The sequence below is a fragment of the Hymenobacter cellulosivorans genome, from assembly GCF_022919135.1.
Lineage (GTDB): Bacteria > Bacteroidota > Bacteroidia > Cytophagales > Hymenobacteraceae > Hymenobacter > Hymenobacter cellulosivorans.
Genome location: NZ_CP095049.1, coordinates 2,883,128 through 2,897,028, shown reverse-complemented (window position 1 = coordinate 2,897,028; position 13,901 = coordinate 2,883,128). Strand labels below are relative to the sequence as shown.

At 58.2% G+C, this 13,901-nt stretch carries 10 protein-coding genes; 1 reads left to right on the top strand and 9 read right to left on the bottom strand.

The window, feature by feature from the left end:
* The first annotated feature begins 237 nt into the window (after positions 1–237).
* Positions 238–1,389 (top strand): cytochrome-c peroxidase, encoded by a 1,152-nt coding sequence (locus MUN80_RS12295; protein ID WP_244724450.1) that lies wholly within the window; start codon positions 238–240, stop codon positions 1,387–1,389.
* 425 nt (positions 1,390–1,814) lie between these two features.
* On the opposite strand, the gene ftsZ is transcribed toward MUN80_RS12295, so the two are convergent.
* The 9 genes from ftsZ to MUN80_RS12250 form a co-directional block, all read right to left on the bottom strand.
* Entirely contained in the window at positions 1,815–3,308 is a 1,494-nt protein-coding gene (gene ftsZ / locus MUN80_RS12290; protein WP_244724447.1) for a cell division protein FtsZ, read from the bottom strand.
* 116 nt (positions 3,309–3,424) lie between these two features.
* The gene (gene ftsA, locus MUN80_RS12285; protein WP_244724444.1) at positions 3,425–4,786 is read right to left on the bottom strand and encodes a cell division protein FtsA; all 1,362 of its coding nucleotides are present in this window, start codon (positions 4,784–4,786) and stop codon (positions 3,425–3,427) included.
* 86 nt (positions 4,787–4,872) lie between these two features.
* On the bottom strand, positions 4,873–5,637 hold the full coding sequence (locus tag MUN80_RS12280) for a cell division protein FtsQ/DivIB (protein ID WP_244724429.1): 765 nt from the start codon (positions 5,635–5,637) through the stop codon (positions 4,873–4,875).
* Positions 5,621–7,069: a UDP-N-acetylmuramate--L-alanine ligase gene (gene murC, locus MUN80_RS12275; RefSeq protein ID WP_244724427.1), complete on the bottom strand. Its 1,449-nt coding sequence runs from the start codon at positions 7,067–7,069 to the stop codon at positions 5,621–5,623. Before murC ends, MUN80_RS12280 begins: the two co-directional genes overlap by 17 nt.
* On the bottom strand, positions 7,066–8,202 hold the full coding sequence (gene murG / locus MUN80_RS12270) for an undecaprenyldiphospho-muramoylpentapeptide beta-N-acetylglucosaminyltransferase (RefSeq protein ID WP_244724425.1): 1,137 nt from the start codon (positions 8,200–8,202) through the stop codon (positions 7,066–7,068). Before murG ends, murC begins: the two co-directional genes overlap by 4 nt.
* A gap of 102 nt (positions 8,203–8,304) precedes the next feature.
* Positions 8,305–9,483 carry an FtsW/RodA/SpoVE family cell cycle protein gene (locus MUN80_RS12265; RefSeq protein ID WP_244724423.1) on the bottom strand — a complete coding sequence of 393 codons (1,179 nt, stop codon included), beginning with the start codon at positions 9,481–9,483 and terminating at the stop codon, positions 8,305–8,307.
* 80 nt (positions 9,484–9,563) lie between these two features.
* Positions 9,564–10,931 (bottom strand): UDP-N-acetylmuramoyl-L-alanine--D-glutamate ligase, encoded by a 1,368-nt coding sequence (murD, locus tag MUN80_RS12260; protein WP_244724421.1) that lies wholly within the window; start codon positions 10,929–10,931, stop codon positions 9,564–9,566.
* A 92-nt stretch (positions 10,932–11,023) separates the two neighbouring features.
* The gene (gene mraY, locus MUN80_RS12255; protein ID WP_244724419.1) at positions 11,024–12,244 is read right to left on the bottom strand and encodes a phospho-N-acetylmuramoyl-pentapeptide-transferase; all 1,221 of its coding nucleotides are present in this window, start codon (positions 12,242–12,244) and stop codon (positions 11,024–11,026) included.
* A 141-nt stretch (positions 12,245–12,385) separates the two neighbouring features.
* Complete coding sequence (locus tag MUN80_RS12250; RefSeq protein WP_244724417.1) at positions 12,386–13,873, bottom strand: UDP-N-acetylmuramoyl-L-alanyl-D-glutamate--2,6-diaminopimelate ligase; 1,488 nt, start codon at positions 13,871–13,873, stop codon at positions 12,386–12,388.
* Between the last annotated feature and the right edge of the window lie 28 nt (positions 13,874–13,901).

Here is a 13,901-nt window from a genome sequence, read left to right as displayed (position 1 = left end):
ACGCCCGCTAAACCACAGAAGCGCGCGGTACTCAGCCCACAGGCGGGACAACATCCGAAAAAGCATGTGGCAAACGTCGAGGTGAGGAAAACGAAGCCAAGGTACGCAAAGCCCCAGGGCACGGGTAGTGGTACGCCTGCCGAGTGGGAATTTACCGGCCCGAAACCATTCCCGGAAGCGCTGGGTTACGCTAGAAATCAATATCTTGGACTTTTCCCTAACGCTACTCTACCTCGGGTGTTAACTTCTACTCGCTTACGCTCCTGGCTGCTGGCTACGGGCGTTTTTCTGGTTGTGGTAACGGCTTGCAAGCCCGAAACCGAAACGGAGGTCGAAGGGGAAAGCCCCGTCGTGACGACGCCTTATCAGTTGGTATTGCCCAAAGGGTTTCCGCAGGACGTCAAGATTCCGGCCAGTAACCCGCTCACCGAAGAAGGCGTGGCCCTGGGCCGCATGCTGTTTTACGAGCCCAAACTCTCGCGCAACAACACCATGTCGTGCGGGAGCTGCCACCAGCAGAGCAAGGCTTTTACCGATGGCCTGGGCTTGGCTCGGGGCGTCGATGGCGCGGCCAATACCCGCGGTGCAATGTCGCTGGCCAATATTCTCTGGGAGCCCACCCTGAACTGGGATGGGGCCGCGGTTAGCTTGGAAGCCCAGGCTCAAAAGCCCATCGAAAACCCCGTAGAGCTGCACCAAAGCTTGGCCGCGGGCGTTAGCAAGCTGCAACAAACAGACCTTTATCCCCCCCTGTTTCGCAAGGCCTTTGGCTCGCGCACCATCACGGAGGAAAACGTGCTGAAGGCTCTGGCTCAGTTTGAGCGGACGCTGATTTCAGCTAATTCCAAGTACGACAAATACCTGCGCGGCGAGGCCCAGCTCAGCAGCCAGGAAATTCAGGGTAAGGTTTTGTTTTCCAATCATCCCGACCCTACTATTCCCGTGGCCGGTGCCGACTGCATGCACTGCCACAACGAGGGCAACCGCCTGTTTTCCTCTACCGATTATACCCTGGGAGCTAATACCACCTTCTTCAACAACGGCCTGGACGCCAGTCCCAAGGATGCCGGGCGCTTTATGGTAACCGGCCTGGAGTCAGACCGGGGCAAGATGCGGGCCCCTACCCTGCGCAACATTGCCCTGACGGCGCCTTATATGCACGACGGCCGTTTTCAGACCCTGGAGCAGGTGCTCGACCATTACAGTGACCATGTGGCTAAAGACAGCCCCAACCTGGACCTGAACCTGCTTACGGCCACCAACAAGCGCAACGGTACCCAGCTTAGCCTGAATGCCACCCAGAAACAGCAGGTCATTGCCTTTCTGCGTACTCTTACCGATTCAACCTTCATTCAGGATAAGCGCTTTTCCGACCCTTTCAAGCCCTAGCTCCTGGCCAGCGGTTACAGCGGCAGTGGTAAGTAGTTGAACCCAGATGGCACCACACTATCTTTGCTCCGCAACTGATTCCCCAAACTTCCTGACAGCCAAGCCGTATTAGCGGCCAGGTACTGTGGTGCAGTATCTTTCTCTGTTGCCGAGAACCGGCAATTCACTCTCCTTACCCTCATGAAAAGCAAATTGCTTATTGCGCTGCTGGCCTTGTGCTCGGCATGCACCGCTTCATCTTCCACGGCCAGTCGTACTCTGTCGCCCGACCGGGAGTCTGCTGACCCAATCAACGCCTCCCGCCCGGACTCCGCTTCCACGGCCGCTGTCAAATAGCTAATTTCCTGAGCTACTAGCTCCTAAGTCAACAAAAAAGCCACTCCGGGACTCGGAGTGGCTTTTTTGTTGGCAGCAAGGCGGCCAGTTTAATCCACGTTGTCGTGCAGAAAACGGTTGTCGCCGAGCAATTCGTTGTCGTCCGACAAGTTAAAGCGCGAGATATTACGCTCGTTTGAAGGCACTACATTCTCCAGCTTCACCTGCCGCCGCAGATAAGCCGGAGTCTCCAGCTGGTCTTTGATGACGTCGTTAGTCAGGCCGTTGCTCAGGCCTTCCAAGCGACGACGGCGCTCTTCAGCCCGGGCATCCAGCGACGGACGAGCCGGCTGCTGCACCGGAGCGGGCTGGTGAATAACTACGGGCTCGGGGGCTGGCGTGGAAGGAGCTGCCACTGGGGGCACATACCCTGTGTAGGGCGACGTTTCCAGGTCGAAGGTCACCTTCGGCGGCTCCGGAGTAGCGGTGGCCACGGGAGCCGGGGCGCTAAACGAAGGCACGATGGGGGCGGTAGAAGCTTCCTGCCGGTCCCGGTCGAAGATGTTGATCTGCGGGTCGGGTACGGGTGCGGAAGCCGGCTCCGGCTTCTCCATGGCGTACACCGTGGTAATGTTGTGGGCCTCCCGGGCAAAGCCGGTGGCAATAACCGTTACACGGATGCTCTGGCCCAGCGTCGAGTCGATGCCGTGGCCGAAGATAACCTCAGCGTCCTGACCAGCTTTTTCCTGGATGTACTCCGTAATTTCGGTCAGCTCGTCCATTTCCAGCTCGGCCTGGTCGCCCGACATAATGCTGAGCAGGATTTTCTGCGCCCCATGGATGTCGGTGTTGTTGAGCAGCGGCGAAGCCAGGGCCTCCTCGGCGGCCCGCTGGGCGCGGTTTTCGCCTTCAGTGATGCTGCTGCCCATTACGGCCGCACCCGAGTCCTTCATCACCGTTTTCACGTCTTCAAAGTCCACGTTGACCTCGCTCGTGACGGTGATAATTTCGGCAATCGACTTGGCGGCCGTACTCAGCACATTATCCGCCTTGGCGAAGGCCGAGCGGATGGGCAGATTGCCGAAGATTTCGCGCAGCTTATCATTGAGAATAACCAGAACCGTGTCGCAGTTGTCGCTGAGTTCCTTGATGCCCTGCTCGGCCTGCTGACGCTTTTTCTTGCCCTCAAACAGGAATGGCGCCGTCACTATTCCGACGGTCAGAATGCCTAGCTCCTTGGCCACTTTGGCAATAACGGGCGCGGCACCCGTGCCCGTACCACCGCCCATACCGGCCGTGATGAACACCATCTTGGTTCCGTTGCTGAGCAGCTCCCGGATTTGCTCCCGGCTCTCGATGGCCGCCTGCTTGCCCCGCTCGGGGTTAGCACCGGCTCCAAGGCCCTCGGTCAGGTCCACGCCGATTTGCAGCTTGTTGGGCACGGTGCTGCTGTGCAGGGCCTGCTTGTCGGTGTTGCAAATCACGAATTCCACGTCCTTAATGCCTTGGCTGAACATGTGGTTCACGGCATTGGAACCGCCCCCACCGACACCAATCACCTTGATGATGGAGTTGGATTGCGCTGGAATATCAAATTTATACATGAGTGGTCTGCTTCAATTAACAGTTACCATTTATCATTTATCACTCAACTACTCTGCATCTACAAGCTTTTCTGCCCGGGGAAGTGTCAACTGATAATTGTTAAATGTTAAATGATTTAGTACTGCTTGTCGTCAAAGTCATCAATCAGCAGGCCTTTCGTACGGCTGATGATGTCCTGGAAGAACTTGCCAGCGCCCGAAGTTTTCTTCGGCGGGGCGGGCTGGGGTGCGGGGGCCGGCTGGGGAGCAACCGGCGCAGCGGCCCGAACCTCGGGCGCTGGGCGGTACTGCTCCTCTTCCTCGTACGAACGGCTCACTCGCTCGTCAATCGAGCGGTAACCGGCTAGTACTAGGCCTACAGTGGTAGCGTACATCGGCGACTTCACCGCCTCAATTTTGCTTTTGCCCAGGTGCTCATTGGGGTAGCCAATGCGGGTATCGAGGCCCGTTACGTACTCGGTGAGCTGCACCAGGTTCTGGAGCTGAGAGCCGCCGCCGGTCAGCACGATGCCAGCCGCGAGCTTGTCGCCGTGGCCAGTGCGCTGAATCTCGGCGTACACCAGCTCGATGATTTCCTCCATCCGGGCCTCGATGATGTGGGCCAGGTTCTTGAGGGAAATTTCCTTAGGAGCCCGGTCGCGCAGGCCGGGGATGCTCACGATTTCGTAGTCGGATGCTTCTTCGGCAATGGCTTTGCCGAATTTCACCTTCAGCTGCTCGGCCTGGTTCTGCATGACGGCGCAGCCCTGCTTGATGTCGCTGGTCACGATGTTGCCACCAAAGGGCAGCACAGCGGCGTGGCGGATGATACCGTCCTTGAAGATAGCCAGGTCGGTGGTGCCGCCTCCAATGTCAATCAGGGCCACACCAGCTTCCTTTTCTTCTTCCGACAGCACCGACATGCTCGAAGCCAGCGGCTCGAGAATCAGGTTATCGATTTCCAGGCCAGCTTTGGTGACGCACTTGTTGATGTTGTTGATGGCCGTGCTCTGGGCCGTGATGATGTGGAAGTTGCCTTCCAGGCGCACGCCCGACATGCCCACGGGGTCCATGATACCTTCCTCGTAGTCCACCTTGTAGTCCTGGGGCATTACGTGGATGATTTCCGAGCCGGGCGGGGTAACCAGGCGGTACATATCGTTGGTAAGACGATTTACATCGTCCACGGTAATCTCCGTTTCGGCGGAATTGCGGGTGATGCTACCGTTATGCTGCAGGCTCTTGATGTGCTGGCCGGCGATGCCCACGTTCACGACGCCAATATTGATTCCGGACTGTTCTTCGGCTTGCCGAATTGCCTTCCGGATTGCATCCACCGTCTTGTCGATGTTCGACACGATACCGCGCACCACTCCTTCCGACACGGCTTTGCCCATGCCCAGGATTTCGAGCTTCCCAAACTCGTTTTTCCGCCCTACCAGAGCGCAAATTTTGGTGGTGCCAATGTCGAGGCCGACTACAATCTTATCGTTTTGCATGAGGAAGGAAGGACGAGTGGGGTGCGGTTGGTGCTATGATTTCAGTTGCAAAAAACGCCGTTTTTGGGCGTTTACGCAAGATTTCGTTACTCACAAATGATTTGATCTTTGAACTCAACGTTGACGCGGTGGTACGTGTCCCAGCCCAAGACCGGAGGAATTTGACGGTAAAATACCATCAGTTTCGCAAATTTTTCCGAAATATTCTCCGGAAAGCCAAATTCTATTCGTTGGTCCCCCACTTGCTGGGTGAAGGAAACTTTGCCATTAGGGCCAATAAATACCTCCGCTACCTGGGCCCGCCAGAACGGATGCTCATCAATATAGCGCAAAAACGCCAGATACTGACGACCGGTGGAATCTTGGAAAAAGCCAGCTTGGAGCGGCCCGCCCCCCAGCCGGGAAATGGGCACCACGCGGGCAGTGAATAACGACGACAACGGCAGTTTCTTGCCCTCGGCATCGAGGTAGCTATCCAGGCGGGTATCGGCGTGTACGAGGCGGGCAATCGGACGGTTTTGGCGCACGTCGGCGTGCAAATTGCCGGCCAGGTCGCGGTATACTTGAGCTTCCTTAACGAAGCTGTGCGCTTTGAGGCGGGCTTCCAGGGCTTTAAGGTCAAGGTCGTCGGGGTGGGCACCCTCGAGCTGCTGGTTGCCATTGCGGGTTAATAAAGCCGTTACTTCCCGCTCACTGATGAAGTAGTTGTTGAACTCGTTGCCAATAGTCACGATGACCTGGCCCACGGGGCGGCTGGCCTGCCGGACTCCGGCAAACACGGCCAGCCCCGAGAGCAGCACGAGGCACCCAGTGGCAAAAATCAGGTTGTTGGCTTTACGCTTCAGCTCCATTCCAGCGAATATCTAAAATATTCCTTAGCCGTGGTACAAGCTGGTCAATATCCCCAGCGCCGACGGTGGCTAACACGTCGAAAGTATCGTCTGATTCGGCCGCAGCCAGGACTTCCGCTTTGGTTTGCAACGACTTGTGCGAAGCCGTTATTTGGGACAAAATCAATTCGGAGGTCACGCCTTCCAGCGGCAGCTCCCGGGCCGGGTAGATGTCGAGCATCACGACTTCATCGGCCAGGCTCAGGCTCTGGGCAAAGCCGGGAGCAAAGTCGCGGGTGCGGGTGAAGAGGTGGGGCTGAAACACGACGCGCAGGCGCTTACCGGGGTACAAAGCCCGTAACGAGCGAAGGAAGGCATCTATTTCACGCGGGTGGTGGGCGTAGTCGTCCACGTACACCTTGTCGCCTTTGGTGACGATAAACTCAAACCGGCGTTTGACGCCCCGATACGCTGCAACCGCACTTTTCAACTGCTCCTCCCCTACGTGTTGTAGTTGAGCAACCAAGCAGGCGGCCAGCATGTTTTCCACATTATGGTAGCCGGGCACGGCCAGCGCCAAATTTTGCACGTCGCCAAGTGGGCTGTGCAGGTCGAAACGGAACTGGTGACCCTGAGCTGTAATCTGGGCGGCGTAGAGCTCGGGACCTTGCTCGGCCGAGAGACCGTAGCGAATAACCCGCACGCCGTTGGCTACCGACTGGGCAATGCTCTGGTCGGCGGTGTGGTTGAGAATAAGCGTGCCGCCGGGCTTGATCTGGGCTACAAACTGCCGGAACGACTCAACCAGCGCCTCCTTATTGCCATAGATGTCGAGGTGGTCGGCATCGGTGCTGGTGACAATGGCAATGTCGGGATGCAAAGTCAGGAAGCTCCGGTCGTACTCGTCGGCCTCGACTACCACTGGAGTCGTTGTCAGTTGTTGGTTGTCTGTTGTTAGCTCACTAGACGGGGGCAGCAGGACGTTGGAGCCCAGGTTCACGGAAATGCCGCCCAAAAAGGCCGCGCAGGGCACGCCGGCGTGGTGCAACAAATGAGCAACCATGCTGCTGGTCGTGGTTTTGCCGTGGGTGCCGGCCACGGCAATGGTGTAGCGGCCGGCCGTGAGTACGCCCAGTACCTGGCTACGCTTACGGATGTCGTAGCCCTGCTCCCGCAGCCAGGCCCATTCCTTGTGGTCTTTGGGAATGGCAGGCGTGAGGACCACCAGCGTCTGGGCGCGGTTTTCGCGCACTTCGGCCGGAATGCTCTCCACGGCATCGTCGTAGTGCACCTGAATGCCTTCGGCGGCCAGGGCCTCGGTCAGGGGCGTGGCGGTTTTGTCGTAGCCGCTTACGCGGTGGCCATTGGCCTGAAACCAACGGGCCAGGGCCGACATGCCAATGCCGCCGATACCCAGAAAATAGACGTTCGGAAATGCGGCTACGGGATTCATGCGCGGTCCATGAGGGCTAAGAGTTCATCCACGATGGTCGTGGTACCGTGGGGATAAGCCAGGCGGCTTACGTTTTGGCTGAGCTGCTGCTGCCGGGCCGGGTCATTGAGCAAAGCCAGAGCCTGGTCGTAAAGCTTCGTGGGAGCTTCAGCGTCCGACACGAGCAGGGCGGCATCTTTATCCACCAGAGCCAGAGCATTCTTGGTTTGGTGGTCTTCGGCCACGTTGGGCGAGGGCACCAGAATGCTGGGCTTGCCGGTCAGGCACAACTCCGACACCGATAAGGCGCCGGCCCGACTGATAACCACGTCGGCGGCGGCGTAGGCCAGATCCATGCGCTGCACAAACTCTAAGGCCTGCAGCTTATCGGCGGCAAATGGGGCTGCTTCGGCGGCAGCTTTAGGGTAGTAGAGCTTGCCGGTTTGCCACAGCAGCTGAATCCCAGCGGCCTGTAGGCGGGTCAGGGCGGCGGCGGTGGCTTCGTTCAGGGTGCGCGCGCCCAGGCTGCCGCCAATGACCAGTAAGGTCTTTTTCTCGGGCGAAAGGCCGAAGAACTCCAGGGCGTCGGCGCGGTTGCCGCTGGCAATTTCGGTGCGCACGGGGTTACCGGTCAGTACGAGCTTATCGGCGGGAAAGAACTTTTCCATGCCGTCATAGGCCACACAAATCCGGTTAACACGGCGGCTGAGCAGCTTATTGACTAGGCCGGCGTAGGAATTCTGCTCCTGAATCAGGGCCGGAATATTGCGCGAGGTGGCCGCCAGCAGCACCGGGGCCGAAGCGTAGCCGCCCACGCCTACCACGGCATCTGGCTTGAACTCCTGGAGCAGCTTGCCCGCCTTGCGCACCGAGCGGAATACTTTCACCGGGAACAGCAGGTTCTGGGGCGTCAGGCGGCGCTGCAGGCCAGCAATATCCAGGCCCACAATCTTATAGCCAGCCTCGGGCACGCGCGTCATTTCCATGCGGCCATTGGCGCCCACAAACAGAATTTCGGCGTCGGGCTGACGGCGACGCAATTCGTTGGCAATGGCCACAGCCGGAAATATATGACCACCCGTACCACCCCCGCTGATTATCACGCGGTACGGCCGGGGCTGGGAAGAGGCGCTATATAAAGTCGTTTTGGGCACTTCTAAGTGGTGAGTTGGTGAGATGGTGAACTGGTGAGCTTGGGGTTCAAGTGGCGCCGATTGAACGACAACGCACTAGTTCACCATCTCACCAACTCACCGCTAGGCGTAAGCCGTTTTCTTCGGGATGCGGACCGTGTCTTCCGGCTCGCCGGTCATGGGCCGAACTTCCCGCTCCCCGCGGCTGACGCTGAGAATAATGCCGATGCTGATACCGGTAAAAATCAGGGAGGTGCCGCCCATGCTCAGCAGGGGCAGCGGCAAGCCGGTAATTGGGCCCAGTCCCACGGCCACGCCCATATTGACCATGGCCTGCAAGACCAGACTAAACGCCAGCCCCGCCGAGAGCAGCCCCCCGAAGGCTCCGTAGCTGTTCATCACCGTTTTGAGCCCTCGATAAAGGAAGGCTAGATACAGGAATAGCACGAAAGCCCCGCCGGCCAACCCGTATTCCTCGATAATAACGGCGTATATAAAGTCGGAATACGGGTGGGGCAAGATGTTGCGCTCCGTACTCTGGCCCGGGCCCTTGCCAGCAATACCGCCGGTGGCAATGGCAATGTAACTGTGCTCCAGCTGGAAGGGCGTCTTTTTGGTCTTGTCGGTAAAATTCGTGATGCGCGACACAAACGTACCCAGGCGCTGTCCGACTACCAGACCGGTACCGCCCAGAACGATGAAAATGCCCACCATGACAGCCATGTGCTTGAGGGGAACCCGCCCAATAAACATCAGCAGCATGCAGGTGGCAAACAGTAGCAGCGCCGTTGAGGCGTTACTCAGAATGATCAGGCCACAGATGGCTCCCACCCACACCATTACCGGCAGCAACGTCGATTTGAAGTCATCGAGGTGCTGCTGGCGGCGGCTAAGCATACTGGCCAGGTGAGAAATCAGGGCCAGTTTGGCCAAGTCGGAGGGCTGAAACGTCTGGTTGATAACCGGAATCGTCATCCAGCGGGAAGCCCCGTTGATGTCGCCGCCCATGAAGAAGGTGAACAACAGCAGGGGCACCGAAATCAGCAGGGCGTAGAGCGACAGGCGCGAGTAGTAGCGGTAGTCGATGCGGTGAGCCAGCCACATGAAGAACAGGCCGATGAAAATCAGGCTGGTGTGCTTGAAAAGGAAATACTCGGTGTTGCCACTCATCTTCTTGTACGCCAGCGTGCCGGTAGCAGAATACACTACGGCAATACTGATGAGCGAAAACAGAATCACAATGGCCCACAGAATAGGGTCACCTTTCAGATTCCGCTGCAGCCAGGTTTTGATCGGGTCCATGATGGTGAAATTGTGAAAAGGTGAACTGGTGAGCTGATGGGCAACGAAGCGGGAGCGGTCATAACGACAAACTCACCATTTCACGATTTCACCATCTCACTGACTGCCGCTGCGAATTGCCGGCCGCGGTCCTCGTAGTTTTTGAACAAGTCGAAGGAGGCGCAGCAGGGCGAGAGCAGCACCACGTCGCCGGGGGCGGCCAGGGCGGCGCCGCGGCGCACGGCGTCGGTCATGCTCCGGGTTTCTTCCAGGTGGGGCACGATGGAGCCGAAGCTGGCCTTGAGCTTTTCGTTGTCGAGGCCCAGGCAGATCAGGGCTTTTACTTTTTCCTGGGCCAAGGGCAGCAGGCTGCTGTAGTCGTTGCCTTTGTCGGTGCCGCCGGCAATCCAGACGATGGGCTGCTGGATTCCGTCGAGGGCAAACCAGGCGGCTTCCACGTTGGTGGCCTTGGAGTCGTTGATGAACCGGGCCCCGTTGATTTCGCCTACAGGCTGCAGGCGGTGGTCGGCGTTGCGGAAGGTAGCCAGGGCGCTTTCAATCTGCTCCTCACTCAGGCCCACCACCCGGGCACAGAGCACGGCGGCCAGGGTATTTTGGCGGTTGTGCTGCCCAATCAGCGGGGAGCCGGCCGTGCTGATCTGTTCCGGCTGCTCATTCAGGCCCGGCGCCAGATTGGTACGAAGCTCGGTTTCTGAAGTATAGTAGCCAGCCAGGTGATAATCGGGGCGGTGGTGCAGACTGAAGGGCAGCAGGTTGGTCTGGCTGAACACCGCGGCGAATTCCTGCTGAATAACCGGGTCGTCGGCGTTGTAAATAAAAAAGCCGCTGCTGTCCATGTTGCGGGTGATGCGCAGCTTGGCGTGGGCGTACTTTTCCAGGGAGTAGTCGTACCGGTCGAGGTGGTCGGGGGTGATGTTGAGCAGCACCGCCACCCAGGCGCGGAAGTCATAAGTGTCGTCGAGCTGGAAGCTGCTGAGCTCCACGACATAGTAGTCGTGCTCGTCGGCAATAACCTGTTCGGCCAGACTGTAGCCCACGTTGCCGGCCAAGCCTACTTTCAGGCCCGCTTCCTTCAGCAAATGGTAGGTGAGCAGCGTGGTCGTGGTTTTGCCATTGGTGCCAGTGATGCAGATGCAGCGGGCCTTGGTGTAGCGCCCGGCCAGCTCTATTTCGGAAATCACCGGAATCTTCTTTTCCCGCAGAGCCTGAATGACGGGCGCCTTTTCCGGAATACCGGGGCTTTTCACCACCTCGTCGGCCGTCAAAATCTCCTCCAGCGTGTGCGTGCTTTCCTCGAAGGGAATACCAGCGGCCGTCAGCTTCTCCTTATAGATAGGCTGAATCGGGCTTTTGTCGGAAACAAACACGGTGTGGCCTTTGGCCTGCGCCAATAGCGCCGCCCCTACTCCACTTTCTGCCGCACCGAGAATGACGATTTTTTTAGACATGGCTTTTGAGAACGTAGACCTTAGAACCTAGAGCTTAGAAATGAGTGGATCAAAAGTCTACGTTCTAAGCTCTGACTTCTGAGTTCTAAAATTTAGCGCAGCTTAAGCGTAACGAGGGTAAAAATGGCCAGCATGATGCCGATGATCCAGAAGCGGGATACAATTTTGGATTCGTGGTAGCCCAGCTTCTGGTAGTGGTGGTGCAGCGGCGACATGCGCAGCAACCGGCGGCCTTCGCCATACTTGCGCTTGGTGTACTTAAACCAGCCCACCTGCAGCATTACCGAGAGGTTTTCAACCAAAAACACGCCGCAGAGCACTGGAATCAGCAGCTCCTTGCGCACAATCAGGGCTAGCACGGCAATAATGCCACCGATGGCCAAAGAGCCGGTGTCGCCCATGAAGACCTGGGCCGGGTAGCTGTTGTACCACAAAAACCCGATGCAAGCCCCCACGAAGGCGGTACAGAAGATTACCAACTCTCCGGAGTTCGGAATGAACATAATATCCAGGTAGTCAGCCAGAATAGAGTTGCCGCTCACGAAAGCGAAAATGGCCAGCGTCACGCCAATGATGGCCGACGTACCGGCTGCCAGCCCGTCGAGGCCGTCGGTGATGTTAGCCCCGTTGGATACTGCCGTGATAATCAGAATCACAATCGGGATGTAGAGGAAGCTGTAGAGGCCGTTGAAAAACGGGCCGGCGTAGGCAAACAGGTTGCCGTAGTTGAGCTCGTTATTCTTGGCAAACGGAATGGTAGTAATCATCAGCTTCACGTCCTGGTACACGGTGCTGGCGTCCACGGCCGAAAGCTGACCATTGGGCAGCAGGTACTGACGCACGGTCACGTCCTTGCTGAAAAACAGCACCCAGCCCACGGTAATACCCAACCCAATCTGGCCCAGCACCTTGAAGCGCCCGCTCAAGCCCTCCTTATTTTTCTGGAACACCTTAATATAGTCGTCCAGAAAACCGATGAGACCCAGCCACACGGTGCTCAGCAGCATAAGCACGATGTAGATATTATCGAGCTTGGCAAACAGCAGCACCGGCACCAGAATGGCCAGCAGAATAATCAGGCCGCCCATGGTGGGAGTGCCCTTCTTCTCCATCTGCCCCTGCAGGCCCAAATCCCGGATACTTTCGCCCACCTGCTTCATCTGCAGCACCCGGATAAGGCGGGCGCCGAAGACCTGGGCAATAATGAGGGATGTAATGACGGCCATAGCCGCCCGAAACGAAATAAACTGGAAAACGCCCGCGCCTGGCAGGTTGTAGTGCTTGTCGAGAAAGGTAAACAGGTAATAAAGCATTGGCGCGGGGTTCAGCGGGTCTCAGTTGGGGTTATTCCAAGCTGCAAAGGTTTGGCTTTTTTGGGGTTGGGCAACTGTTGCGTTTGTGCAGATTTTCTAGTAGTCGGCTGTTAAAAGGCTCTAATGTTGCGAGGCTGAGTTTCACTTTCCCAGCAGCTCAAACATTTCCTGCAAGACCTTCTTGTCGTCGAAGTCATTCTTGACGCCCTTAATTTCCTGGTAGTTTTCGTGGCCTTTGCCGGCTACCAGCACAATGTCGCCGGGCTGGGCCAACGCTACGGCCGTTTTGATGGCCTCGCGCCGGTCGGCAATGGTTAGAACTTTGCCCAAATCGGCGACCTGCACGCCGGCCTGCATCTGCTGCAGGATGTCGTTGGGGTCTTCGAAGCGCGGGTTGTCGGAGGTCAGCACCACGCGGCTGGAGCCCTTGCAGGCCAGGTTGGCCATGATGGGCCGCTTGGCCGCGTCGCGGTTGCCGCCGCAGCCCACCACCGTAATGACCTGCTGGCTGGGCTGGCGAATGTCAGCAATGGTGTCGAGTACGTTTTCCAGGGCGTCGGGCGTGTGGGCGTAGTCCACAATACCAGTAATGCGGGTTTTCTCGGCCAGAATCGGCTCGAAGCGGCCCGGCGCCGAAGTCAGGCCCGATAGCACGGTCAGCACTTCCATCGGCTCCTCGCCCAGCAGCACGGCCGCGCCGTACACGGCCAGGATGTTGTAGGCGTTGAACACCCCGATGAGGCGAAACTGCACGTCGCGGCCGTCGACGTCGAGGTGGAGGCCATGCACAGCATTTTCCACCAGTCGGGCGCGGTAAGTAGCTGGGCCGCGCAGCGAATATGTTTCACGGCGGGCGGCCGTGTTCTGCAGCATCACCATCCCGCGCTTGTCGTCGGCGTTGGTCAGGGCAAAGGCTTTCTTGCCGAGGCTGTCGAAGAAGCCCTTTTTGGCCTTGAGGTAGTTGTCGAAGGTGCCGTGGTAGTCGAGGTGGTCGTGGGTGAGGTTGGTAAACACGCCGCCGGCAAACTGCAAGCCGGTCACCCGGTGCTGGACCACGGCGTGGGAGCTAACCTCCATAAAGCAGTGCGTGCACCCAGCCTTCACCATCTGCGCCAGCAGCTCGTTGAGCCGAATGGCGTCAGGGGTGGTGTGAGTGGCCGGAATAACCTGCTCGTCAATCTGGTTTTGGACCGTGCTCAGCAGGCCTACGTGGTAGCCTAGCTCCCGAAACAGCTTGTGGAGCACCGTAGCGCAGGTGGTTTTCCCATTAGTGCCCGTCACGCCCACTAGCCTGAGCTGGCGCGAAGGATGACCGTAAAACGCCGCCGCCATGTAAGCCATGGCCTCGGCGCTGTCGGCCACTTGCACGTAAGTCGTGGTGGCAACGGTTTCGGCGGGCATTTCCTGGCACACCACTACGGACGCGCCCAGCTCCACAGCTTTGGCAATAAACTGGTGCCCGTCGGTTTGGGCACCGCGCAGGGCGAAGAACACTGCGCCCGGCTTGGACTGGCGGGAGTCCAGGGTGAGGCTTTGCACCGGCGGGTCGTTGGGACCCGCCTGGGCCCGCACCACGAGGTCCGTTAGCAGCGAGGAAAGAGGAACAGCTAGGTTATCGGCAGTATTCAAACGAGGAGGGCGGCAAGAAAACCGCTTT

Excerpts from the sequence above, each read along its gene's own strand:
- mraY (WP_244724419.1), bottom strand. The coding sequence starts at position 12,244 with ATGCTTTATTACCTGTTTACCTTTCTCGACAAGCACTACAACCTGCCA.
- murD (WP_244724421.1), bottom strand. The coding sequence starts at position 10,931 with ATGTCTAAAAAAATCGTCATTCTCGGTGCGGCAGAAAGTGGAGTAGGG.
- MUN80_RS12265 (WP_244724423.1), bottom strand. The coding sequence starts at position 9,483 with ATGGACCCGATCAAAACCTGGCTGCAGCGGAATCTGAAAGGTGACCCT.
- ftsA (WP_244724444.1), bottom strand. The coding sequence starts at position 4,786 with ATGCAAAACGATAAGATTGTAGTCGGCCTCGACATTGGCACCACCAAA.
- MUN80_RS12280 (WP_244724429.1), bottom strand. The coding sequence starts at position 5,637 with ATGGAGCTGAAGCGTAAAGCCAACAACCTGATTTTTGCCACTGGGTGC.
- murC (WP_244724427.1), bottom strand. The coding sequence starts at position 7,069 with ATGAATCCCGTAGCCGCATTTCCGAACGTCTATTTTCTGGGTATCGGC.
- ftsZ (WP_244724447.1), bottom strand. The coding sequence starts at position 3,308 with ATGTATAAATTTGATATTCCAGCGCAATCCAACTCCATCATCAAGGTG.